Raw genomic sequence first — 22353 nt, 5'->3', positions numbered from 1 at the left:
CGACACCATCCACGACTCGCACCGCCCCGGCGCTCTCCTGGCGCCGGGGCCCTGCCGCGAGACCCTGAGGGGGAGACACGCGTCGTGTCCACGACCGATACCGAAGAGATCAAGACCCACACCATCGCCGTTCTGGTCGACAACGAGGCCGGCGTGCTGGCGCGCGTCATCGGCCTGTTCTCCGGCCGCGGCTACAACATCGAAAGCCTGACGGTGGCCGAGGTCGACCCGGCCGAGCGGCTGTCGCGCATCACGCTGGTCACCAGCGGCACCCCCATGGTGATCGAGCAGATCAAGGCCCAGCTCGGCCGTCTGGTGCCGGTGCACAAGGTGCGCGACCTCACCGTCGACGGCCCCTCCGTCGCCCGTGAACTGGCGCTGGTGAAGGTGGTGGGGACCGGCGAGAAGCGAGTCGAATCCCTTCGCATCGCCGACATCTTCCGTGCCAATGTGGTCGACAGCACGAACGAAAGCTTCGTCTTCGAAATCGTCGGCAAGACCGAGAAGCTCGATGCCTTCATCAAGCTGATGGAGCCGCTCGGCCTTATCGACGTGTCGCGGACCGGCGTGGCGGCCATCGCCCGTGGCCCCGGCGCCCTCTGAACAACCAAGACCAACACCAACGATCTGCATCAAGGACTTTGAACCATGCGCGTTTATTACGATCGCGACGCCGACGTGAACCTGATCAAGGGCAAGAAGGTGGCCATCGTGGGCTACGGCTCCCAGGGTCACGCCCACGTGCTGAACCTGCGCGATTCGGGCGTCAAGGACGTCGCGGTCGCCCTGCGGGCCGGCTCCGCCACCCGCAAGAAGGCCGAAGGTGAAGGCCTGCAGGTCATGACCCCGGCCGAGGCTGCCGCCTGGGCCGACGTGGTGATGATCCTGACGCCGGACGAGCTGCAGGCCGAACTGTACTACGCCGACCTGCATGGCAACATGAAGGAAGGCGCGGCGCTCGCCTTCGCTCACGGCCTGAACGTCCACTTCAAGCTGATCGAGCCGCGCAAGGACCTGGACGTGTTCATGGTCGCCCCCAAGGGCCCCGGCCACACCGTCCGCTCCGAATACAAGCGTGGCGGCGGCGTGCCCTGCCTGGTGGCGGTGGCGCAGGACGCTTCCGGCAATGCCATGGACCTGGCGCTGTCCTATGCCTCCGCCATCGGCGGCGGTCGCTCGGGCATCATCGAGACCAACTTCCGTGAAGAGTGCGAAACCGACCTGTTCGGCGAGCAGGCCGTGCTGTGCGGCGGCCTGACCAAGCTGATCGCCGCCGGTTTCGAGACCCTGGTGGAAGCCGGCTACGCCCCGGAGATGGCTTACTTCGAGTGCCTGCACGAAGTAAAGCTGATCGTCGACCTGATGTACGAGGGCGGCATGGCCAACATGCGCTACTCGATCTCCAACACCGCTGAATACGGCGACTACGTCACCGGCCCGCGCATCGTCACCGACGAGACCAAGGCCGAGATGAAGCGCGTGCTGGAAGACATCCAGGCCGGCCGCTTCGTCCGCGACTGGATGCTGGAGTGCAAGGCCGGTCAGCCGTCCTTCAAGGCCACCCGCCGCCTGTGGGCCGAGCACCCGATCGAGGAAGTGGGCGAGCGCCTGCGCGGCATGATGCCGTGGATCAAGGCGAACGCCCTGGTCGACAAGGCCAAGAACTGAGGCGAGGGGGCTCGGGCCGGTCGGGGGCGTCGCAGGGCGGCGTTCCCCGGCCGGTCCGGCCTTTTCTCCCTTGACGAACGCCGGCCGCGCCGCTAAACAACCGGCCTTCCGGACTTTATCCGCCAGTTTTTTTGACATCGAGAAGGACAAGGCCATGCCCCGTCGTTGTGCCATCACCGGCAAGGGCGTCATGACCGGGAACAATGTGAGCCACGCTCACAACAAGACCCGCCGCACGTGGGAGCCGAACCTGCAGGTCACGTCGATGACGTCTGACGTTCTGCAGTCCCAGGTTCGCCTGCGCCTGTCCGCCCACGGCCTTCGCACTGTCGAGCACCGGGGCGGCATTGACGCCTATCTGCTGTCCACCGCCGACACCAAGCTGTCGAGCGAGGCCCGCAAGCTGAAGAAGCGCATCCAGAAGGTCGCCGCCGCGCAGTCCGCTGCGTAACGCACCTCCGCGCTTCGTCGCACGCCATCGGGGCCGCTTCCGCAAGGAGGCGGCCCCGATCGCCTTTCCGGGCCCCCTTTCCGCTTTCGGGCCATCCTCTCCGTTCGGCGGGCTGGAAACGCCGCCCCCGGCGCCGATATGGGCATCGCCGGCGCCGTGTCGTGCGTTGGCGTTCATCGGATGCCGATGGTGCCGCAGAGGAAGAAGGAGAGGCTCGCCCATGACTGCCCGCCGTAGCCCGCTTGCCGGTTTCGCCTGCCTGATGCTGGCGGCTGCCGCCGTCGTGGCAGCGCCGCGACTCGCGCAGGCCCTGCCGCAGGGCATGGAGGCGGTGACGCTGCCCGAGGATGTCGCCGGCGGCGGCTCGCAGGCCGCCCTGGCGCTGCCGCAGGGCGGCGAGGATCTGCCGGCGGTGGTGCTGCTCTACGGGCAGACCGCCAGCGAGCAGCAGGTCGCCGAGGTGGCGCAGGAACTGGTGCGGCAGGACTTCGCCGCCCTGGCGGTGCCGGCCCCCTCCGGCGAGGCGGTCTCCGAAGAGGTGGTGCAGGCGTGGGTGGAGTGGCTGCGCCAGCGGCAGGAAACCGCCGGCCGCGTCGGCCTCATGGGCTGGGGCGAGGGCGGTGCGCTGGCGCTGCGCTCCAGCCTGGGCGCACCGGTGCAGGCGGTGGTGGTCTACTACGCCGACGTGGCGCTGGACGCCGGCCGGCTGGCCGACCTGAACGCGCCGGTGCTGGGCCACTTCGCCACCCGCGACGGCGTCATCGACGAGCCCATGGTCAGCACCTTCCAGGACGGCATGGTGCGGGCCGGACGGTCGCTGGAACTGTTCTGGTACGACGCCGACAGCGGCTTCGCCGACCCAGCCGGCGACGGTCACGATGCCGGCGCCGCGGCGCAGGCGTGGACGCGCACCCTCGGCTTCCTGGTGGAGCACCTGCGCACCGCCCGCGCCCAGGGCCGCACCGACCCGACGGAAGCGCCGACCCAGACGGAGACGCGCGCCGATCCGTCGCAGTAACCCGTCGCCCCTGCGGCGGCGGCCGACCCGGCAGCAGCAGGCTGCGGCGCACCCCGGCGCCGCGGCCCGTTCGCGCGTGCATCATTTTCCGGGTGCTGTGGGGAAATTAGGTGTTCCGCCTGCCGTGGCGAAAGTGATATACAGAGGCGGTACTTGAGTGGGGGGTCGCGGATCGCGCCGAAGACATCTCTGCACAAGTCGAAAACATCCGCATCAAGTCGAACCTCCGATCCGACGGCAGGGAGTGCCAATGCGCAACGACGCGAGGACCAGGGCCATGGCGTGCGAGCCTGGGGCTAGCCCCCGTTCCGCCGGTCCGGACTTCGCGGGCATTCTTGCGTCGGAACGGCGATCCATCGACACCGGGCGGCCGCGACGTCGGCGCCGCCGCTGACCGCACGGCCGGCCCCCGGCCCGGCAACCGGCTGGCGATCGACGGAACAGCGGCCCGGCCGCCGATGCGTGTCCCCAGTCCCGCCCTTTCCTTTCTCCCCCGCGTCCGGTTTCCGATGAGCAGCCAGTCCAACCGCGTCGTCATCTTCGACACCACCCTGCGCGACGGCGAACAGAGCCCCGGCGCCTCCATGAACCTGGAGGAGAAGTGCCGCATCGCCGCGCTGCTGGAGGACATGGGCGTCGACGTCATCGAAGCCGGTTTCCCCATCGCCTCCAACGGTGATTTCGAGGCGGTGAACGCGGTGGCGAAGCAGAGCCGCCGGGCGATCATAGCCGGCCTCGCCCGCGCCACCCGCGCCGACATCGACCGCGCCGCCGAGGCGCTGGCCCCGGCCACCCGCAAGCGCATCCACACCTTCATCTCCACCAGCCCGCTGCACATGAAGTACAAGCTGCAGATGGAGCCCGATGCGGTGCTCCAGGCGGTGAAGGACAGCGTCTCCTACGCCCGCAGCAAGGTGGACGACGTGGAATGGTCGGCCGAAGACGGCTCCCGCACCGAGCACGACTTCCTGTGCCGCTGCGTCGAGGCCGCCATCGCTGCCGGCGCCACCACCATCAACATTCCCGACACGGTCGGCTATGCCGTGCCGGATGAATACGCCGCCCTGATCGCCATGCTGATCGAGCGGGTGCCGAACGCCGACAAGGCGATCTTCTCCGTCCACTGCCACAACGACCTCGGGCTTGCCGTCGCCAACAGCCTGGCGGCCGTGAATGCCGGCGCCCGGCAGGTGGAATGCACCATCAACGGCTTGGGCGAGCGCGCCGGCAACGCGGCGATGGAAGAGATCGTCATGGCCCTGCGCACGCGGGCCGACCGCATGCCCTATGAAACGGGCATCGACACCACCCTCATCACCCGCGCCTCGCGGCTGGTGTCGACGGTGACCGGCTTCGTGGTGCAGCCCAACAAGGCGATCGTCGGCAAGAATGCCTTCGCCCACGAATCGGGCATCCACCAGGACGGCATGCTGAAGAACGCCCAGACCTACGAGATCATGACGCCGGACAGCGTCGGCCTCAACAAGTCGACCCTGGTGCTGGGCAAGCACTCCGGCCGCCATGCTTTCCGCGACAAGGTGAAGGCGCTCGGCTACGACCTCGACGATGCCCGCCTGAACGACGCCTTCAAGCGCTTCAAGGATCTGGCCGACGTCAAGAAGGAGGTGTTCGACGAGGACATCGCCGCCCTGGTCGACGACGAGATCCTGCGCGCCTACGACCGCATCCGGGTGATCGACCTGGCGGTGGTGTGCGGCACCCGCGGTCCGCAGACCGCCACCCTGACGCTGGATGTGGACGGCGACCGCAAGACCGTCACCGCCGAGGGCGACGGCCCGGTGGACGCCACCTTCAAGGCCATCAAGGCCATTGTCGAGACCACCGCCCGCCTGCAGCTCTACCAGGTCCATGCCGTCACACAGGGCACCGATGCCCAGGCCGAGGTGACCGTGCGGCTGGAGGAGAACGGCAAGACCGTCAACGGTCAGGGCGCCGATACCGATACGCTGGTGGCGTCGGCCAAGGCCTACGTCACCGCCCTCAACAAGCTGCTGGTCAAGCGCGAGAAGACCGCGCCGGCCGGGGCGGGGGCGTGATTCACGAAAAGGCCCCAGCTTTTCACTTGTTGCGGGGCCTTGGGGAAGATAGGGATAGGGGCGATGCCGGAGGGTGCCATTTCCTCCGGCATTGTCGAATCGCAGGCCATAACGTTTGGCAATTAGCTGGGCTGAGTGAGGAAGCATGTTTTCCAGGCTGACCGGTTGGCTCTCCGCCGACATGGCGATTGACCTCGGTACCGCGAACACGCTGGTGTACGTGAAGGGTCGCGGCATCGTTCTGAACGAGCCGTCGGTGGTGGCCATCGCCGAGGTCAAGGGCAAGAAGCAGGTGCTGGCCGTCGGCGACGAAGCCAAGCAGATGCTCGGCCGCACGCCCGGCAACATCCAGGCCATCCGGCCGCTTCGCGACGGCGTCATCGCCGACTTCGAAGTGGCGGAAGAGATGATCAAGCACTTCATCCGCAAGGTGCACAACCGGCGCAGCTTTGCCTCGCCGATGGTGATCATCTGCGTGCCCTCCGGCTCCACCGCCGTCGAGCGCCGCGCCATCCAGGAAAGCGCCGAGGCCGCCGGGGCCCGCCGCGTCTACCTGATCGAGGAACCCATGGCCGCCGCCATCGGCGCCGGCCTGCCGGTGACCGAGCCGACCGGCTCCATGGTCGTCGACATCGGCGGCGGCACCACCGAAGTGGCCGTGCTGTCGCTGGGCGGCATCGTCTACGCCCGCAGCGTGCGCGTCGGCGGCGACAAGATGGACGAGGCGATCATCGGCTACATCCGCCGCAACCACAACCTGCTGGTGGGTGAAGGCTCGGCGGAGCGCATCAAGAAGGAAATCGGCTGCGCCTGCACGCCGGAAGGCGGCGAAGGCCGCACCATGGAAATCAAGGGCCGCGACCTGATGAACGGCGTGCCCAAGGAACTGGTCATCTCCGAGCGCCAGATCGCCGAGAGCCTGGCCGAGCCGGTCTCGGCCATCGTCGAGGCGGTGAAGGTGGCGCTGGAGCACACCGCCCCCGAACTGGCGGCCGACATCGTCGACAAGGGCATCGTGCTCACCGGCGGCGGTGCGCTGCTGACCAACCTGGACTATGTCCTGCGCGCGGCCACCGGGCTGCCGGTCTCCATCGCCGACGATCCGCTGTCGTGCGTGGCGCTCGGCACCGGCCGCGCCCTGGAAGAGATGAAGAAGCTCAAGAACGTCCTGACCTCCATGTACTGAGATCGGGGGCGCCGCGGCGGGCTTCAGGGTCCGTCCGGCGCCGAACCGGCGGTGGATGCAGGGCGACGGGATCGAGAGAAGAGTCGAGGTTGCCGCGGCACCGGCCCCGCATGGGCCGGTCCTGCGTGATGGTGGGGGATGGTCCTCGTGAAGCAGTCGTCCGTCGCGCTGAACCGCCTGGGCGCCCTGCGGGGTGTCATGCAGCGTTTCGCCCTGCTGGCGCTGGTGGGGGCATCCTTCGCCCTCATGCTGCTGGGCAAGGCGGACACCGTGCTGGTGGAGCGGGCGCGCACCTCCATCGCCGATTCGGTGGCGCCGGTGCTGGACGTGCTGTCGCGTCCGGCGGCGTCGCTGGCGCAGGCGGTGGAAACGGTGCGCGAGTTCACCGCCCTGCACGAAGAAAACCAGCGCCTGCGCGCCGACAACGAGCGCCTGATGCGCTGGCAGATGGTGGCCCGCAAGCTGGAAGCCGAGAACGAGGCCCTGCGCGCCCTGCAGAACTTCCGCCCGGAGCCGGAGGCGTCGTTCGTCTCCGCCCGCGTGGTGGCCGACACCGGCGGCGCCTTCGCCCACAGCCTGCTCATGCTGGCCGGCGGCGGCGACGGCGTGCGAAAGGGGCAGGCGGTGATGACCGGCGAGGGGCTGGTCGGCCGGGTGGCCGAGGTGGGCCGCCGTACCTCCCGCGTGCTGCTGATCACCGACATCAACTCCCGCATTCCGGTGATGGTGGGCGAGGGCCGCCAGCGGGCCATCATGGCCGGCGAGAACACCGACCGGCCACGGCTGATCTACCTGCCGGCCAACGCCGGCGTGGTGCCGGGGGACCTGGTGGTCACCTCGGGCGCCGCCGGCGCCTTCCCGCAGGGCCTGCCGGTGGGCGTGGTGGCTTCGGTGGAGGATGGCGTCGTGCGTGTGGCACCCTATGTCCAGCGTGATCGGCTGGAGGTGGTGCAGGCTGTCGACTACGGCCTGTCCGGCATCCTGTCGGGCACTGCGCTGGAATGAGGCGCGGCACCGGCGGCGCGGCCCGCGGGCCGGCCGGCGGGTCAGTGGCACGGTAGAAACGAAGCGAAACGGCGGCAATGCGTCCCACCCTGTGGCAGCGGATGGACACGATGGCGCGGCACATGGTGCCGTTCGTCCTCACCCTTCTGCTCATCCTGCTGGCGGCGACGCCGACTCACCTGCCCGGCATGGTCCGGGTGGGCCCCATGCTGTCGCTCATCGGCGTCTACTATTGGGCCGTGTACCGGCCTGACCTGATGGGCTATGGTTCGGCCTTCACGCTTGGTCTGTTCGAGGACATCCTGACCGGGGCGCCGCTGGGCTCCGGCGCGCTGACCCTGCTGATCGCCACCGGCCTGGTCGTGAGCCAGTACAAGTTCTTCAAGAACAAGTCCTTCGCCGTCACCTGGTGGGCGTTTGCGGTGGTCGCCTTCCTGGCCACCGGGGCGCGCTGGCTGGCGGTATCGCTCATCTATGGCGTCGGCACCGACCTGCAGACGGTGGCGGTGGAGTACATGTTAACGCTGGCGCTGTATCCTGTGCTCGGCTGGGTGCTGGCCCGGGCGCAGCTGTACCTCATCAAGGACGCCTGACCATGGTGCGTTCCATCACCTCCCGCCAGGGAGACCGCGCGAAGGTGTTCTCCCGCCGGGCCATCGGGCTGGCGGCGGGCAAGACGGCGCTGGTCTCCGCCCTGGTGGCGCGCATGTACTATCTGCAGGTGCTGGAGTCCGACCGCTACAAGACGCTGGCGGAGGAAAACCGCATCAACATCCGCCTGCTGCCGCCGCCCCGCGGCCGGCTGGTGGACCGTTTCGGCGTTCCGCTGGCGGTGAACAAGCAGAACTTCCGCGTGCTGCTGGTGCGCGAGCAGACCAAGGACATCGAGGCGACCCTGGACGCCCTCGGCTCCATCATCACCCTCGGCGACCACGACCGCCAGCGGGTGCTGAAGGAAGTGGGGCGCAAGCGCGGCTTCGTGCCGGTGACGGTGCGCGAGAACCTGTCGTGGACGGAGATGGCGCGCATCCAGGTCAACGCCCCCGACCTGCCCGGCATCATCATCGACGAGGGTCTTGCCCGCTATTACCCCTGGGGCGAGGATTTCTCCCACGTCCTCGGCTATGTGGCGGCGGTGTCGGAAGAAGACCTGACCGGCGAGCCGCTGCTGGAACTGCCCGGCTTCCGCATCGGCAAGGCCGGCATCGAGCGCGAGTACGACCGCGCCCTGCGCGGCTCCGCCGGCACCAGCCAGGTGGAGGTCAACGCCGTCGGCCGCGTCATCCGCGAGCTGCGGCGGGAGGAGGGCGACCCTGGCGACGAGCTGACCCTCACCCTCGACGCCCGGCTGCAGAAGATCGCCGCCGACGTGCTGCAGGAAGAAAGCGCCTCGGTGGTGCTGATGGACGTCCATACCGGCGAGGTGCTGGCCATGGTGTCCAACCCCGGCTACGACCCCAACGCCTTCAACCGCGGCCTTTCCAATGCCGAGTGGAAGGCGCTGGTGGGCAACGACCACGCGCCGCTGACCAACAAGCCGGTGGCCGGCCAGTATGCCCCCGGCTCCACCTACAAGATGGTGGTGGCCCTGGCGGCGCTGGAAGCCGGCGTCATCAAGCCGGAGAACACCGTCTTCTGCCCCGGCCACATGGCCCTCGGCAATGCCCGCTTCCACTGCTGGAAGAAGGGCGGCCACGGCTCCATGAACCTGGTGCAGGCCATCGCCCAGTCGTGCGACGTCTATTTCTATGAGATCGCCAAGCGCGTCGGCGTCGACCGCATCGCCGAGATGTCGCAGCGCTTCGGCCTCGGCAAGGTGGTGGATGTCGGGCTGCCGCACGAGCGGCCGGGCCTCATTCCCACCACCGCCTGGAAGCGCGCCACCCTGGACCAGCCGTGGCACAAGGGCGAGACGCTGGTGGCCGGCATCGGCCAGGGCTACGTGCTGACCACGCCGCTGCAGCTGGCGGTGATGACGGCGCGGCTGGCCACCGGCCTCGCGGTGCGGCCGGTGCTGTCGCGGCAGGTCGTCGGGCCGGACGGCAACCTGATGCCGCGCCCGGCGCAGACGCCGGAGCCGCTGGGCATCACCCGCCACAACCTCGACATGGTGCGGCTGGGCATGCTGGAGGTGGTGCACGGCGCCCAGGGCACGGCTCGCAAGGCGGCGCTCGCCCATGCCGACGTGAAGATGGCCGGCAAGACCGGCACCGCCCAGGTGCGCCGCATCACCATGACCGAGCGCCAGGGCGGCGTCATCAAGAACGAAGACCTGCCGTGGCGCTTCCGCGACCACGCCCTGTTCGTCGCCTATGCCCCCTATGAAAACCCGCGCTACGCCTGCGCGGTGGTGGTGGAGCACGGGGGCGGCGGCTCGGCGGTGGCGGCGCCCATCGCCAAGGCGATCATGGACGAGTGCATCCGCCTCGACCCCGCCCGCCGCACGCCGACGGCGGAAGAGATGCTGGCGCTGCCGCCGGAAGCCGAACCCGGCCCCGACGATCCCACCGGCACCGCCGGCGGGGCCGCCGTGGCCGGCGACCTGCAGCCGGCGGTGTTCAACAACGGCCTGCCGCGGCCGCTGGCCAAGCCGGATGGAACGGGGACCTGAGGCATGTCGGAATTCCTCTCCCACCGTCGCCGCCGCGGCGACATGACGACGACGGAAAAGCTGTGGCAGGTGAGCTGGAGCCTGGTGTTCCTCATCACCCTCATCGCCTCGGTCGGCTTCCTGATGCTCTACTCGGCCGCCAACGGCAGCTGGGACCCGTGGGCCAACCGCCAGATCATGCGGTTCGCGATCGGGTTGGCGTTCATGCTCGGCATCGCCCTCATCGACGTGCGGCAGCTGATGAAGTGGTCCTATACCGCCTACGGCATCGCCTTCGTGCTGCTGGTGGCGGTGGAGGTGCGCGGCGAGATCGGCATGGGGGCGCAGCGGTGGATCGACCTCGGCATCTTCCAGCTGCAGCCGTCGGAGCTGATGAAGGTGTCGCTGGTGCTGGCGCTGGCCCGCTATTTCCATGGCGCCAGCCTGGAGGACGTGGGGCGGCCGCTGTTCCTGGTGCCGCCCATGCTGCTGGTCTTCGCCCCCGCCGCCCTGGTGCTGAAGCAGCCGGACCTCGGCACGGCGCTGATGCTGATTGCCGGGTCGGGGGTCACCTTCTTCATGGCCGGCGTGCGGCTGTGGAAGTTCGCCCTGGTGCTGGCGGCCGGCATGGCGGCGGTGCCGGTGGCGTGGAACTTCCTGCGTGACTACCAGAAGAACCGCGTGCTGACCTTCCTGAACCCGGAGAGCGACCCGCTCGGCACCGGCTATCACATCCTGCAGTCGAAGATCGCGCTGGGGTCGGGCGGGGTGTTCGGCAAGGGCTTCCTGCAGGGCACCCAGAGCCACCTGAACTTCCTGCCGGAACGGCAGACCGACTTCATCTTCACCATGATGGCGGAAGAGTTCGGCATGGCCGGCGGCATCATCCTGCTGGGGCTGTATGTGGTGGTGCTGATCTACGGCTTCGTCATCGCCCTGCGCAGCCGCCACCAGTTCGGCCGGCTGGTGGCCATCGGCGTGACGACGACGTTCTTCCTCTATGTGTTCATCAACATCGCCATGGTGATGGGGCTCATTCCGGTGGTGGGCGTGCCGCTGCCGCTGATCTCCTACGGCGGCACCGCCATGCTGACGCTGCTGATCGCCTTCGGCTGCCTGATGAGCGTTCACATCCACCGCGACGTCCAGATCGGCCGCCGCGGCGGCTATGACGAGCCGTGACGGCGGGTGGCGAGGGCATGGTGCCGGTGGCGGACATTTTTTTGAAAAAAGGTCTTGCCGGGGTGCAAGGCGTTGGGTATAAAGCGCGCCTCGGCAGGACGGACCGCCCCGAAAGACGGCGCTAAACTCCTGACGGGCCGCAGAAAAGTACCCTGAACGTACCCTGCGGGCGCATAGCTCAGTTGGTAGAGCAGCTGACTCTTAATCAGCGGGTCCAAGGTTCGAGTCCTTGTGCGCCCACCAATTCAAGGCCCCGGAAACGCTGGCGTTTCCGGGGCCTTGCTCTTTCTGCGCATCCTCTTCCGCCGGCGCGTGCTCAGGCGTACACTTGCCCGCGTGAGGTGAGGAAGGGGGCAGGCATGCGCAGAGGGGGAATGCTGCTGGCGGCTGTGCTGCTGGCGTCGGCCGGGGGTGCGGGGATGGTGTCGCTTCCGCTGTCGGCGGCGGCGGCGCAGGACGTGACCGCCTATCATCGCCAGGTCTACGCCGAGGTGAACGCCCGGCTGGATCGGTTCGAGCGGCGCGAGGTGGTGGTCGACCGCGACTGGTGGCCGGTGCCGGTCGAGGCGATCGGATGGTTCGACGGAGAGGCGATCCGCCGCATCGCGGTGCGGCACCCCGGCGACCATGGCGACACCACGCAGGACTTCTACTTCGATGACGACGGGCTGGTGTTCGTCTTCCAGGCGGTGACCACCCAGGCCGTGACCGGGGCGGGCGCCTCGACGCGGGAGGAACGCCACTACTTCCAGGCCGGCGCCATGGTGCGCTGGCTGGATGGCGACCGGCAGGCGGTGTCGCCCAAGCGCAAGGCGTTTTCGGAACGGGAGGCGGAACTGCTGTCCGATGCCGCCACGTTCACCGCCGCCCTCATCGGCGTGACAGCCGATGCCGCGCCGCAGCCGGTCGGGCCGGTGGAGGAAACCACCGGCACCTTCGACGGCTTCGAATACGGCGATTACGTCCACCTGCTGCTCACCGTCGACGGCGAGACCCGCTCCTTCTTCGTGCTGCGCACCGACGCGGCCTTGGAACGCCTGCTGGACCGGCCGGAGGCGGCGCTGGGCAAGCCCTTGCGGGTGATCTGGCAGACCAGCCGCGAACACCTGCCGGAAGCCGGCGGACCCGTGGAGGTCGACATCGTGCTGACGGTGCAGCAGCGGTAGGCGCGCTGCCGCCAAGGGTGCCGTCAAACGCCACAGGCCCCGGCAGCGGGGCCGGGGCCTGTGGCAGAAGGCGGGGGCGGGCAGGCGGGGCGGGCGGCGCCGTCAGTCGTTGGAGGCGATGTCGACGTTGGCCACCACGTTCCCCATGCGCTTGCCGTTCTTGTAGACGATGTATTCCATGGTGATTTCCTTGAACCCGATCTCGAATTCCTCGGTCAGGCTGTCGCTGCTGATGGTCACCTTGTGACTGGTGATGTGGCAGTTCTTCAGGGTGAACTTGAGGAACGGCTCCGTCCACTGGATGCCCGACGACAGCGATACGCCGTTTTCCAGCGACACGTTCAGCTGCAGGCTGCCGATGCCCAGCGGGTCGTCGCGTTCGAAGGCGCGGCACACCAGGATGCGGGCCGTCTCGCCGCCGCCCAGCTCGTCCTTGTCGGCGAACGCCAGCTGGAAGAACTTGGGCGTCGCCTTGTCGATCACGCGGGTGATGGTGATGTTGTCGATGCCCATGGCTTCGCGCGTCTCGGGCTCGTCGCCGTCCAGGGGGGCGAAGCGGTCCTTGAGCTTGGTCTCGCCCAGGGGCCCCATCTTGCAGTCCATCTCGAAGTCGGTGCAGGCCACCAGCCCGGCGAAGCCGGCCAGTGTCACTTCCCCCTTCACCCCGGGGAAATCGAGGAAGATCATCTGCATGGTCTGCTCCGTTGCGGCTCGGGGTCAGGGGCGGTCACAGCACGCGGCCGACCTGGACGTCGAAGGTGAAGCCGGCCTTGCCGCGGGCCCGCTGCTCCGACGAAAAGGCGGTGTATTCCCACTGCACGGCGGCGGCGCCCACTTCCAGCGTCTCCATGATGTCGCCGTCGTCCTCGGCGGAGATGGTCTGGTGGCGGATCAGCGCCCGGTGCAGCTTCATGGTCATGAAATGGACCGGGTGGGCGCTTTCCCCCTCCTTCACCACGCCGCCGCCGGCGGCCTTGAAGAAGTACAGCTCCCACGGGTATTTCGAGACGCGGGTGGACAGCAGCGAGCGGGTGATCTCCGCCGATCCCATGTCCATGCGGCGTTCCAGGGTCACCGACGACAGGTGCGGCGCATGCACGGTGCGGCGGCCTTCCAGGTGGAGTTCGCTCTCCACCTCCACCTCGTAGGACACCTGCTCCACCAGCAGCAGTTTCTCGAACTTGTAGAGGCGCGATTCGCCTTCCACCCAGGTGGTCTTGCCGGTGGGGATCCGCAGCAGGATGACGGCCATGGCAGGGTGTCCTCCGCTCAGACCACGCGGCCGGCCTGGAGGTCGTAGGTCACCGAGACCTGCCCTTCCAGCCGCTGCGTTTCGTCGGTCTTGTGGTAGATCCAGCGGATCTTGGTGGCGCTCACCTCCAGGTTCTCCTCGGCTTCGTCGTCGCCGATGGTGAAGCTGTACTTGGTGATGAGCGGGTTGTAGAGCTGCATGGTCATGAAGCGCACCTGCATGGGGCCGAGGTAGTCGCGCTTCGGCGCCCCGGCCGGCAGGTTGCCGATGAACTGGCCGCCGATGCCGCGCAGGAAATAGAGTTCCCACGGATAGGTGCTCACCCGCGTGGTCAGCACCCAGCGGGTCAGGCTGGCGGAGGAGATGTCCGCCCGGCGCTTGATCTTCACGGTCTCGATGCGCGGGGCATGGACGGTGCGGCGGCCGTCGCCGGGTTCCTCCGCCTCAACCTCCGATTCCCACTCCACCGTCTCGACCAGGATCATCCGGTGATAGTCGGTGAGTTCGCACTCCCCTTCCACCCAGGGAGTCTCCTCGGGACCGCCGGTGACGGACTTCACCACGTCCTTCAGCAGCTTTTCGGTAAAGTCGCGGCGGCGCGGGATCATGAGGACGATCTGAGCCAACGCAGGGGCTCCTTCCAACGGATGATCAGATACCCATTTACCCCGCCCGGATGCGCCCGGCAACCCGATAGTCGAAACTCCGGCAGGGGGAGTAAGGGTAAGTCGAACCGTTGAGTTTCCAAAAGACAGATACGACTTTGTATCGTATCGTGAGCCCATATGGGGACCGTTGGGGAAACGGTTTACTGGTATGCAATCGGCTCCGCGCCGGGTCGCGGACGGTATTGGCTTCTGGGGGGTAGTGACGAAAGTGGCCAGTGGCAGCCTGTCGCTTTTCGGCCTGCGGTTCAGCTACAAGATCACTGCGACGATATTGGTGCTGGTCATCTTTGCGTCCGCCGTGATCGCCGTTCTGGCCTGGCACAAGTATAAGTCGATCCTCGACGCCCTGGTGGTGTCGCGTCTGGAGGTGACCGCCGGCCACCTGCAGAACGGCATCCAGGCGCCGTTGCGGCTCGGCCTGTCGCTGTCCGACGTGCGCACCATGCAGGAGCAGATCGACCGCACCCTCGGCCAGGACCGCATGATCACCGCCATCCACGTGTTCGAGACGGCGCCCGAGCGGCGCATGGTCTACGGCGCCGGCCACGGCGCGGCGGGCGAGGGCGCGGTGCCGCAGCCCTGGGCCGATGCGGTGGCAGCCGGCTCCGGCGGCCGCTTCTGGCGCTCCACCGCCGAGGGTGGGCAGGTGCTGGGGGTGACCCTGGTGGACCGGCTGGAGCAGCCGGTGGGCGGCATCGCCGTGGTCTACAGCACGGCCTATGTCGATACCCGCATCGCCGCCATGACCACGTCCCTGACCGACTACGTCATCATCGCCTCCGGCGCTGCCGCCGGGCTCGGCTTCCTGGCGGTGCAGATCCTGTTCCGGCCGGTGAGCAAGCGGCTGAAGTGGCTGGCCCGGTTTGCCGGCAGCAGCGGCGATGCCGAAGCCGCCGGCCCCCGCCCGGCCGGCACCGGCGATGCCCTCAGCGCCGCCATGGAGCAGGAGTACGGCCGCTTCGATGCCGCCGTGCGGGAGGCGGAAACCGCCCTCGGCGACCTTGAAACCCTGGTGCAGACGACGGACGCGCGGAGTCGGGCTTCATGAGTGCGAAACCCAGCGAAGACATGGATTTCGGCCACGTCCGCCGCCGCATCATCCTGGTCAGCGGCGCCATGGTGGTCATTGCCGCGCTGACGGTGCTGCTGCTGACCCTGCGGGCCTTTGAGCGTGACCTGCTGCCGGAAGTGGATGCCAAGACCCAGGCGGTGGCGACGGCGCTGTCGTCGACCTTCCAGCAGGCGCTCGACCTCGGCATTCCGCTCGACCAGCTGATCGGCGTCGACCTGGTGCTGGACGAGGTGCTGGCCGGCAACCCGGAAATCGGCTACCTGGCCGTCACCACCCTGGACGGCACCGCGGTGTTCCTGCGCGGCCCCAACGCGGCCGACGTGAAGCCGACCATGGGCCTTGCCGGCGTCGACGGCGCCCGCGAGCGCAGCGTCATGCTGCAGAGCAACGGCGAGGCGGTGGGCCGCCTGCGGGTCGGCATGGCGAAGGATTTCGTCCGCCGCAGCATGACCGACATCATCCTCGACCTGGCGGTGGTGCTGATGGTGTCGCTGCTGGCGACCTTCGAGCTGCTGATGTTCTTCATCAACCGCTCGCTCAGCGGCCCGCTGACCCTGGCCATGCGCACCATGCGGCGCGGCGCGCGGGGGGATTTCAGCCACATCACCGGCATCCGCTCCGGCGACGAGGTGGGGACGCTGATCACCACCATCGACGCCCGCGTCACGGCACTGAACGAACGCTTCCGCGATGTCATGGCGCGGGTGGGGCAGGGCGCGGCGGCCGGCGGCGCGGCGGTGAGCGCCGCCATGGACCGGCTGCGCACCTATTCCTTCGCCGAGGACGACCGGCCGAAGCCGTTCCAGATGCAGGTGCTGACCGACGTGCGCATGCCGCTGCTGCTGTACGTGCTGGCCGGCGAGATGTCGCGGTCGTTCTTCCCGAACTTCGTGAAGGACCTCTACACCCCCATCCCCGGCCTCAGCTACGAGGCGGTGCTCGGCCTGCCCATTTCCGCCTTCATGTTCTTCATGGCCTCGGCGACGCCGGTCTCGGGCGGCTGGGCCGACCGCATCGGCGGCCGGCGGCTGTTCCTGCTCAGCCTGATCCCGACCCTGGTCGGGCTGCTGGGCACCGGTTTTGCGCAGACCTTCGGCCAGCTGATCACCTTCTGGTCGCTCAATGCCATCGGCTATGCCATGGCCACCATCGCCTGCCAGAGCCGCATCGCCGAAATGACCACCGGCGAGAACCGCGCCCAGGGCATGGCGGTGTTCGTGACGGCCATCATGGTTGCGGCCATCTGCGGCACCTCCTTCGGCGGCGTCATCGCCGACCGTATCGGCTTCCGCGCCACCTTCATCGTCTCGGCCGCCATGGTGCTGCTGTCGGGGCTGATCGTCGCCTATGTCTTCGTGCCCAAGCAGACCAAGGAACAGGTGGCGCGGGTGCCGCTGATGCAGGCCCTGAAGCGGGTGTCGACCAACTTCCGCTTCGGCGTGCTGATGGTGCTGGGGGCGGTGCCGGCCAAGCTGATCCTCACCGGCTTCCTGTTCTACATGATCCCGCTCTACCTGGCGGAACTGGGCAACAACCAGTCGTCCATCGGCCGCCAGATGATGGTCTACTTCGCCATCATGATCATCATGAGCCCGCTGTTCGCCAGGCTTGCCGACCAGCGCGGCTGGCGCGGCGGGCTGGTGGTGCTGGGCGGCGTGGTGGCCGGCATCGGCGCCGCCGCCATCCCGTTCCTGGGCGGCGGCGAGCTGGGCGTGCTGCTGGCGGTCATCACCCTCGGCCTCGGCCATGCCCTCGGCACCGCGCCGCTGATCGCCATGATCCCGGAAGTCTGCGCTGAGGAAGTGAAGGAACTGGGCCAGACGGCGCTGCTCGGCATCCTGCGCGTGGTGGAGCGCGTGGGCAGCGTGCTCGGCCCGCTGGCGGCGGCCTCCCTCGCCACCCTCTACGGCTACGAGACGGCGGCGCAGATCATCGGCGCCATCGTGGCCGGTTCCGCCGTGCTGCTGTGGCTGCTGCTGTTGCTCGGCCGCGCGTCCGCCAGCAAGACCCCCGTCGTCGACGAGGCCTGAGAAGATGACCGCGATGCTTCGTACTTCCCGTCGTCTGCCGGCGACGCTCGCCCTGGCCGTCTGCCTGCTGGCGGCGGCCGCCACCCTGCTGGGTGCAGCCCCGCGCGCCGCCGCCGCCCAGGAAACGGCCGCCCGCACCAGTCCCTACCGCATCGCCATGATCGTGTTCCGTGGGTGCGAGGATGCCTGCCGCGGCTTCCAGGACTTCCTGGCCAGCCGCAAGGTGCCGGTGGACCTGACCATCTACGACGCCGCCACCGAGGCCGCCCGCATCCCCGGCTTCGTCGCCGAGATCAAGCAGCAGCGGCCCGATCTGGTGGTGACCTGGGGCTCGACCACGGCGCTGACCACCTTCGGCACCTACGACGCCGCCGATCCGGCCAAGCACATCACCGACATCCCCGGCGTGTTCATGATCGTGTCGCAGCCGGTGGAGGCCAAGCTGGTGCCGTCCATGGACTCGTCGGGCCGCAACATCACCGGCACCAACTATCTGGTGCCGGAAAGCGTGCAGCTGGAAGCGGCCCGCACCTACCTGGAGTTCGACCGCGTCGGCATCATCTACACGCCCACCGAAAACAACTCGGTCATCAACATGAACCGGGTGGTGGAGGAAGGGCAGAAGATGGGGGTGGAGGTGGTGTCGCGCGCCGTCGCCCTCAACGCCGAGGGCAAGCCCGACGCCGAGAGCATCCCCGGCCTCGTGCGCGAACTGGCGGCGGCGCAAGTGGACCTGATCTACCAGGGCGCCGACACCTTCCTGAACATCAACCGCCAGACCCTCACCGGCGAGGCCGTCTCCCACGGGCTGCCGGTGTTCGCTGCCGGCGAGGCGCCGGTGCGCGACGGCAAGGCGCTGATGGGTGTGGTCAACCAGTACTACGTCGTCGGCCAGCTGACCGCGCTGAAGGCCGAACAGGTGCTGAAGGGCACGCCGCCCGCCGACATCCCCATCGAGGCGCCGCGCCGCTTTTCCTTCCTTGTAAACCTGCCGGTCGCCAAGACGCTCGGCATCTATCCCCCGATGAAGCTGATCCGGTTTGCGGAATTCATCCGCTGACCGGGCGCTTCACCAGTCAGGAGACCGCCATGACTTCCGTACTCGAAGCCGCCGCCACCGTCCCCGCCGAGACCCAGGGGCCACAGGCGGATGCCCTGGCGGGGCTGACCTTCCGGCGCGCCTCCGAGGCTGATGTCGATGCCCTGCGCGATCTCTATGCCCAGCTGATCCCCGACGAGCGGCCCGCCCCCGAGGCCATGCGGGCGACGCTGAAGGAGATCAACGCCAACCCGCGCAGCGGCATGGTGGTGGTGGGCGAAATCGACGGCCGCGTCGTCGCCACCTGCCAGCTGGTCATCTACTGCAACCTCATCCGCACCCCGCGGGTGAAGGCGCAGGTCGATTCGGTGGTGGTCGACGCCGCCTACCGCGGCCGCGGCATCGGCAAGAGCATGATGGGCTGGTGCCTCGCCAAGCTGCGGGAACGCAACTGCGCCCGCATCATCGTCGCCACCGCCTATACCCGCGAGGTGGCGCACAAGCTCTACAGCCGCCTCGGCTTCGTGCAGTCGGGCTACAGCTTCGTGCTGGACGGCGCCCCCATCGACGGCGCCGGCAGCGCCGACCAGGACATCTGACGCCGCCCGACCGAGGGTCGGCTCAGGACGCCCCGGCGCCTCAGGTGCCGGGGCTTTTTGCTGCCCTGGTGCAGGAGCGGGCGGGCGTGCTATAAAGACGTCGACAATGGTGTCGACAATCCGCGGCGGACCTTCAAGCCATGGCACGCGCACCCGCCGCGCCGGCGGCTTCCGACGGCGACCGGCCCGAGGACATGACCGAGGACGCCGTCCGCCGCCATGTGGCGGAGGCGATCATCGACCGCCGCCTGCCCCCCGGCACCAAGCTGGTGGAACAGAACCTGGCGCAGATCTTCGGCGTCAGCCGGGCGCGGGTCCGTGCCGCGCTCGCCCGCCTCGCCCACGAGAAGATGGTGACGCTGGAGCCCAACCGCGGCGCCCGCGTCAGCACGCCGTCGGTGGAGGAAGCGCGGCAGGTGTTCGAGGCGCGGCGGCTGATCGAGGACGGCATCGTCCGCGCCGCCGCCGCCCGCATCGACGCCGCCGGGCTGGAGCGGCTGCGCGCCCATGTGGCGGCCGAACACGCCGCCCGCGACCGCCGCGACCGCCAGGCCATGATCCGGCTGTCGGGCGAGTATCACCTGCTGGTGGCGGAGATGGCCGGCAACGCCGTGCTGCTCGACTTCCTGCGCGAACTGGTGTCGCGGTCGTCGCTGGTGATCGCCGTCTACGAACGCCCCGGCAGCGCCGACTGCGCCGACCACAGCCACAGCGACCTCATCGACTGCCTTGCCGCCGGCGACGGCGCGCGGGCGGCCGCCGTCATGGCCGCCCACATGGATGACATCACCCGCAGCCTCGACCTTTCCGCCCATCGGGAGGACGGCATCGACCTGCGGCGGGTGTTCGCCGACGTGGCGCGGGGGGCGGCGTGAGCCCTGCACCGCGGCTGGAGGCCGCCACCGCCGGGGAGGCCCTGCTCGCCCGCTGCGATGCCCTCGCCGCCCTGACCGAGGAGCCCGGCCGCCTCACCCGCACCTACCTGACGCCGCGCCATGCCGAGGCCAACGCCCTGGTGGCGGAGTGGATGACCGCCGCCGGCATGGCGGTGCGGGTCGATCCGCTCGGCAACCTGATCGGCCGCTACGAGGGCGCGCGGCCGGGGGCGCCGGCGGTGGTCATCGGCAGTCACCTGGATACGGTGCGCGATGCCGGCCGCTATGACGGCATGCTGGGCGTCGTCACTGGCATCGCCGTGGTGGAGGCGCTGCACCGCGCCGGCCGTCGCCTGCCGGTGGCGGTGGAGGTGACGGGCTTCGGCGACGAGGAAGGGGTGCGCTTCGGCGCCACCCTGATCGGCAGCCGGGCGCTGGCCGGCACGCTGGATGCCGCCGTGCTCGACACCCCCGACCGCGACGGCATCCCCCTGCGCGATGCTCTGGCCGCCTTCGGCTGCGACCCTGCCCGCTGGCAGCAGGCGGCGCGGCGGCCGGAGGAGCTGCGCGCCTATCTCGAAGTCCATATCGAACAGGGGCCGGAGCTGGAGCGCCTGGGCCTGCCGGTGGGGGTGGTGACCGCCATCGCCGGCGCCACCCGCCGCGCCGTCACCCTGACCGGCATGGCCGGTCATGCCGGCACCGTGCCCATGGACGGCCGCCGCGACGCCCTGGCCGGGGCGGCGGAGGCAGTGCTGGCGGTGGAGGCGGTCGGCCGCGACCATGGCGTCGTCGCCACCGTCGGCCGCATCGAGGCGCTGCCGGGGGCGGTGAACGTCATCCCCGGCGCCGCCCGCTTCACCATCGACCTGCGCGCCGCCGACGATGCCGCCCGCGCCGCCGCCCTGGCCGATCTGGACGACACCCTCGCCGCCGTCGCCGCCCGCCGTGGGCTCGGGCTGGCGCAGGAGCCGCTGCACGAGAACGCCGCCACCCCCTGCGATCCGGCGCTGATGGCGGCCTTCGCCGCCGCCGTCGCCCGCGCCGGCCTGCCGGTCCACCGGCTGATGAGCGGCGCCGGCCACGATGCCATGGCCATGGCGGCGGTGACACCCGTCGCCATGCTGTTCGTGCGCTGCGCCGGCGGCATCTCCCACAATCCCGCCGAGAGCATCACCGCCGCCGATGCCGGCACGGCCGCCGCCGTGCTGCTCGATACCCTTCTGCAGCTTGCCGAGGACACCCCCGGATGACCGACTTCGCCGCCCTCCGTTCCGCCGTCGACGGCCTGCACGCCGATCAGGTGCGCTTCCTGGCCGAGCTGGTGAAGGTGCCGTCCGACAACCCGCCGGGAGACTGCGGCCCCCACGCCGCCCGCGCCGCCGAGCTGCTGGAAGACCTGGGCTTCACGGTAGAGCGCCACCCGGTGCCGGCTGATCTGGTGGCCGCCAACGGCATGATCTCGGCGGTCAACCTGATCGTCCGCAAGCGCTTCGGCGACGGGCCGGTGGTGGCGCTCAACGCCCACGGCGACGTGGTGGCCCCCGGCGACGGCTGGAGCCACGATCCCTACGGCGCCGAGGTGGTGGACGGGGTGATGTACGGCCGCGGCGTCGCCGTCTCCAAGTCCGACTTCGCGACCTACGCCTTCGCCCTCAAGGCGCTGGAGCAGGCCGGCGCCGCCCTGCGCGGCACGGTCGAGCTGCACCTGACCTATGACGAGGAAGCCGGCGGCGCCATCGGCCCCAAGTGGCTGCTCGACAGCGGTCTCAGCCGCCCCGACTTCGCCGTTTCGGCGGGGTTCTCCTATCAGGTGGTGACCCATCACAACGGCTGCCTGCACCTGGAGGTGACCGTCGCCGGCCGTTCCGCCCACGCCGCCCGGCCGGATACCGGCCACGACGCGCTGGAGGCCGCCACCCGCCTGCTCACCGCCCTCTACGCCATGCGCGGCCGGCTGGCGGAGCGGCGCTCGGCGGTGACCGGCATCGAGTCGCCGACTCTGGTGGTGGGGCTGATCGAGGGCGGCATCAACACCAACGTGGTGCCCGACCGCATCACCTTCCGCCTCGACCGCCGCATGATCCCGGAAGAAAACCCGGCGGCGGTGGAAGCGGAGATCATCGCCGTGCTGGACGAGGCGGCGCGCGCCCTGCCGGGCATCACCGTCACCACCCGCCGCATCATGCTGGCCGAGCCCTTCGGCCCGGTTGAGGGCGCCGACCGTCTGGCTGCGGCGTTCAGCACGGCGGCGGAAACGGCCTTCGGCGAGCCGGTGCCGACGGTGGGCATCCCGCTCTACACCGATGCCCGCCACTACGCCGCTGCCGGCATCCCGACCGTGCTGTACGGCGCCGGCCCGCGCTCCATGCTCGACGCCAACGCCCACCGCGCCGACGAGAAGCTGGTGCTGGAAGACCTGCGCAAGGCAACGGCGGCGGTGGCGGCGGCGCTGGCGGCGCTGCTAGGGTAGTATGTTTGCCCTCGCCGGGCGG

21 protein-coding genes and 1 tRNA gene are annotated in these 22353 nt (G+C 69.2%); 19 read left to right on the top strand and 3 right to left on the bottom strand.

Annotated features, from left to right (window positions below; genetic code table 11):
• Positions 1-84 precede the first annotated feature (84 nt).
• The 12 genes from ilvN (at position 85) to ABD056_RS10840 (ending at position 12323) form a co-directional block, all read left to right on the top strand.
• Positions 85-603: an acetolactate synthase small subunit gene (gene ilvN / locus ABD056_RS10895; RefSeq protein ID WP_343866593.1), complete on the top strand. Its 519-nt coding sequence runs from the start codon at positions 85-87 to the stop codon at positions 601-603.
• 45 nt (positions 604-648) lie between these two features.
• Entirely contained in the window at positions 649-1668 is a 1020-nt protein-coding gene (gene ilvC, locus ABD056_RS10890; RefSeq protein WP_343866592.1) for a ketol-acid reductoisomerase, read from the top strand.
• Between the two features lie 154 nt (positions 1669-1822).
• Positions 1823-2119: a 50S ribosomal protein L28 gene (gene rpmB, locus ABD056_RS10885; protein WP_343866621.1), complete on the top strand. Its 297-nt coding sequence runs from the start codon at positions 1823-1825 to the stop codon at positions 2117-2119.
• Positions 2120-2339: 220 nt separating this feature from the next.
• Positions 2340-3137: a dienelactone hydrolase family protein gene (locus ABD056_RS10880; RefSeq protein WP_343866591.1), complete on the top strand. Its 798-nt coding sequence runs from the start codon at positions 2340-2342 to the stop codon at positions 3135-3137.
• Positions 3138-3646: 509 nt separating this feature from the next.
• The gene (locus tag ABD056_RS10875; protein ID WP_343866590.1) at positions 3647-5194 is read left to right on the top strand and encodes a 2-isopropylmalate synthase; all 1548 of its coding nucleotides are present in this window, start codon (positions 3647-3649) and stop codon (positions 5192-5194) included.
• Between the two features lie 145 nt (positions 5195-5339).
• A complete protein-coding gene (locus ABD056_RS10870; RefSeq protein WP_343866589.1) occupies positions 5340-6380 on the top strand; it encodes a rod shape-determining protein in 1041 nt (346 codons plus the stop codon).
• A 147-nt stretch (positions 6381-6527) separates the two neighbouring features.
• Positions 6528-7385, top strand: a complete 858-nt coding sequence (mreC, locus tag ABD056_RS10865) for a rod shape-determining protein MreC (protein WP_343866588.1) — start codon at positions 6528-6530, stop codon at positions 7383-7385.
• A gap of 110 nt (positions 7386-7495) precedes the next feature.
• Positions 7496-7978, top strand: coding sequence for a rod shape-determining protein MreD (gene mreD / locus ABD056_RS10860; protein ID WP_343866587.1), 483 nt, complete (start codon positions 7496-7498; stop codon positions 7976-7978).
• Between the two features lie 2 nt (positions 7979-7980).
• Positions 7981-9996 (top strand): penicillin-binding protein 2, encoded by a 2016-nt coding sequence (gene mrdA / locus ABD056_RS10855; protein WP_343866586.1) that lies wholly within the window; start codon positions 7981-7983, stop codon positions 9994-9996.
• Between the two features lie 3 nt (positions 9997-9999).
• Entirely contained in the window at positions 10000-11157 is a 1158-nt protein-coding gene (gene rodA / locus ABD056_RS10850) for a rod shape-determining protein RodA (protein WP_343866585.1), read from the top strand.
• A gap of 167 nt (positions 11158-11324) precedes the next feature.
• Positions 11325-11400, top strand: a tRNA-Lys gene (locus ABD056_RS10845).
• Positions 11401-11516: 116 nt separating this feature from the next.
• Positions 11517-12323 (top strand): hypothetical protein, encoded by an 807-nt coding sequence (locus ABD056_RS10840; RefSeq protein WP_343866584.1) that lies wholly within the window; start codon positions 11517-11519, stop codon positions 12321-12323.
• A 102-nt stretch (positions 12324-12425) separates the two neighbouring features.
• On the opposite strand, the gene ABD056_RS10835 is transcribed toward ABD056_RS10840, so the two are convergent.
• The 3 genes from ABD056_RS10835 to ABD056_RS10825 are packed head-to-tail and all read right to left on the bottom strand — an operon-like array spanning position 12426 to position 14201.
• Positions 12426-13016, bottom strand: a complete 591-nt coding sequence (locus ABD056_RS10835; protein ID WP_343866583.1) for a type VI secretion system tube protein Hcp — start codon at positions 13014-13016, stop codon at positions 12426-12428.
• Between the two features lie 34 nt (positions 13017-13050).
• Positions 13051-13575 (bottom strand): type VI secretion system tube protein Hcp, encoded by a 525-nt coding sequence (locus ABD056_RS10830; protein WP_343866582.1) that lies wholly within the window; start codon positions 13573-13575, stop codon positions 13051-13053.
• A gap of 17 nt (positions 13576-13592) precedes the next feature.
• Positions 13593-14201 carry an Hcp family type VI secretion system effector gene (locus tag ABD056_RS10825; RefSeq protein WP_343866581.1) on the bottom strand — a complete coding sequence of 203 codons (609 nt, stop codon included), beginning with the start codon at positions 14199-14201 and terminating at the stop codon, positions 13593-13595.
• Between the two features lie 250 nt (positions 14202-14451).
• On the opposite strand from ABD056_RS10825, the gene ABD056_RS10820 reads away from it, so the two are divergent.
• The 7 genes from ABD056_RS10820 to ABD056_RS10790 all read left to right on the top strand — a co-directional run bounded on the left by ABD056_RS10820 (position 14452) and on the right by ABD056_RS10790 (position 22331).
• The gene (locus tag ABD056_RS10820; RefSeq protein ID WP_343866580.1) at positions 14452-15291 is read left to right on the top strand and encodes a hypothetical protein; all 840 of its coding nucleotides are present in this window, start codon (positions 14452-14454) and stop codon (positions 15289-15291) included.
• Positions 15288-17345: an MFS transporter gene (locus ABD056_RS10815; RefSeq protein ID WP_343866579.1), complete on the top strand. Its 2058-nt coding sequence runs from the start codon at positions 15288-15290 to the stop codon at positions 17343-17345. Before ABD056_RS10820 ends, ABD056_RS10815 begins: the two co-directional genes overlap by 4 nt.
• A 13-nt stretch (positions 17346-17358) precedes the next feature.
• Positions 17359-18405 (top strand): ABC transporter substrate-binding protein, encoded by a 1047-nt coding sequence (locus tag ABD056_RS10810; RefSeq protein WP_343866578.1) that lies wholly within the window; start codon positions 17359-17361, stop codon positions 18403-18405.
• A gap of 29 nt (positions 18406-18434) precedes the next feature.
• Complete coding sequence (locus ABD056_RS10805; RefSeq protein ID WP_343866577.1) at positions 18435-18983, top strand: GNAT family N-acetyltransferase; 549 nt, start codon at positions 18435-18437, stop codon at positions 18981-18983.
• A gap of 140 nt (positions 18984-19123) precedes the next feature.
• Positions 19124-19858 carry a GntR family transcriptional regulator gene (locus tag ABD056_RS10800; RefSeq protein WP_343866576.1) on the top strand — a complete coding sequence of 245 codons (735 nt, stop codon included), beginning with the start codon at positions 19124-19126 and terminating at the stop codon, positions 19856-19858.
• On the top strand, positions 19855-21111 hold the full coding sequence (locus tag ABD056_RS10795; RefSeq protein WP_343866575.1) for an allantoate amidohydrolase: 1257 nt from the start codon (positions 19855-19857) through the stop codon (positions 21109-21111). Before ABD056_RS10800 ends, ABD056_RS10795 begins: the two co-directional genes overlap by 4 nt.
• Positions 21108-22331, top strand: a complete 1224-nt coding sequence (locus tag ABD056_RS10790; RefSeq protein ID WP_343866574.1) for a M20/M25/M40 family metallo-hydrolase — start codon at positions 21108-21110, stop codon at positions 22329-22331. The genes ABD056_RS10795 and ABD056_RS10790 overlap by 4 nt, the downstream gene beginning before the upstream one ends.
• Positions 22332-22353 lie beyond the last annotated feature (22 nt).

The sequence above is a fragment of the Caenispirillum bisanense genome (assembly GCF_039523075.1).
Classification (GTDB): domain Bacteria; phylum Pseudomonadota; class Alphaproteobacteria; order Rhodospirillales; family Rhodospirillaceae; genus Caenispirillum; species Caenispirillum bisanense.
This window is presented reverse-complemented; position numbering and strand designations above follow the sequence as displayed.

Coding starts and splice junctions, on each gene's coding strand:
- ilvC (WP_343866592.1), top strand. CDS start 649: ATGCGCGTTTATTACGATCGCGACGCCGACGTGAACCTGATCAAGGGC.
- rpmB (WP_343866621.1), top strand. CDS start 1,823: ATGCCCCGTCGTTGTGCCATCACCGGCAAGGGCGTCATGACCGGGAAC.
- ABD056_RS10880 (WP_343866591.1), top strand. CDS start 2,340: ATGACTGCCCGCCGTAGCCCGCTTGCCGGTTTCGCCTGCCTGATGCTG.
- ABD056_RS10875 (WP_343866590.1), top strand. CDS start 3,647: ATGAGCAGCCAGTCCAACCGCGTCGTCATCTTCGACACCACCCTGCGC.
- ABD056_RS10870 (WP_343866589.1), top strand. CDS start 5,340: ATGTTTTCCAGGCTGACCGGTTGGCTCTCCGCCGACATGGCGATTGAC.
- mreD (WP_343866587.1), top strand. CDS start 7,496: ATGGCGCGGCACATGGTGCCGTTCGTCCTCACCCTTCTGCTCATCCTG.
- mrdA (WP_343866586.1), top strand. CDS start 7,981: ATGGTGCGTTCCATCACCTCCCGCCAGGGAGACCGCGCGAAGGTGTTC.
- rodA (WP_343866585.1), top strand. CDS start 10,000: ATGTCGGAATTCCTCTCCCACCGTCGCCGCCGCGGCGACATGACGACG.
- ABD056_RS10840 (WP_343866584.1), top strand. CDS start 11,517: ATGCGCAGAGGGGGAATGCTGCTGGCGGCTGTGCTGCTGGCGTCGGCC.
- ABD056_RS10835 (WP_343866583.1), bottom strand. CDS start 13,016: ATGCAGATGATCTTCCTCGATTTCCCCGGGGTGAAGGGGGAAGTGACA.
- ABD056_RS10830 (WP_343866582.1), bottom strand. CDS start 13,575: ATGGCCGTCATCCTGCTGCGGATCCCCACCGGCAAGACCACCTGGGTG.
- ABD056_RS10815 (WP_343866579.1), top strand. CDS start 15,288: ATGAGTGCGAAACCCAGCGAAGACATGGATTTCGGCCACGTCCGCCGC.
- ABD056_RS10810 (WP_343866578.1), top strand. CDS start 17,359: ATGCTTCGTACTTCCCGTCGTCTGCCGGCGACGCTCGCCCTGGCCGTC.
- ABD056_RS10805 (WP_343866577.1), top strand. CDS start 18,435: ATGACTTCCGTACTCGAAGCCGCCGCCACCGTCCCCGCCGAGACCCAG.
- ABD056_RS10800 (WP_343866576.1), top strand. CDS start 19,124: ATGGCACGCGCACCCGCCGCGCCGGCGGCTTCCGACGGCGACCGGCCC.
- ABD056_RS10790 (WP_343866574.1), top strand. CDS start 21,108: ATGACCGACTTCGCCGCCCTCCGTTCCGCCGTCGACGGCCTGCACGCC.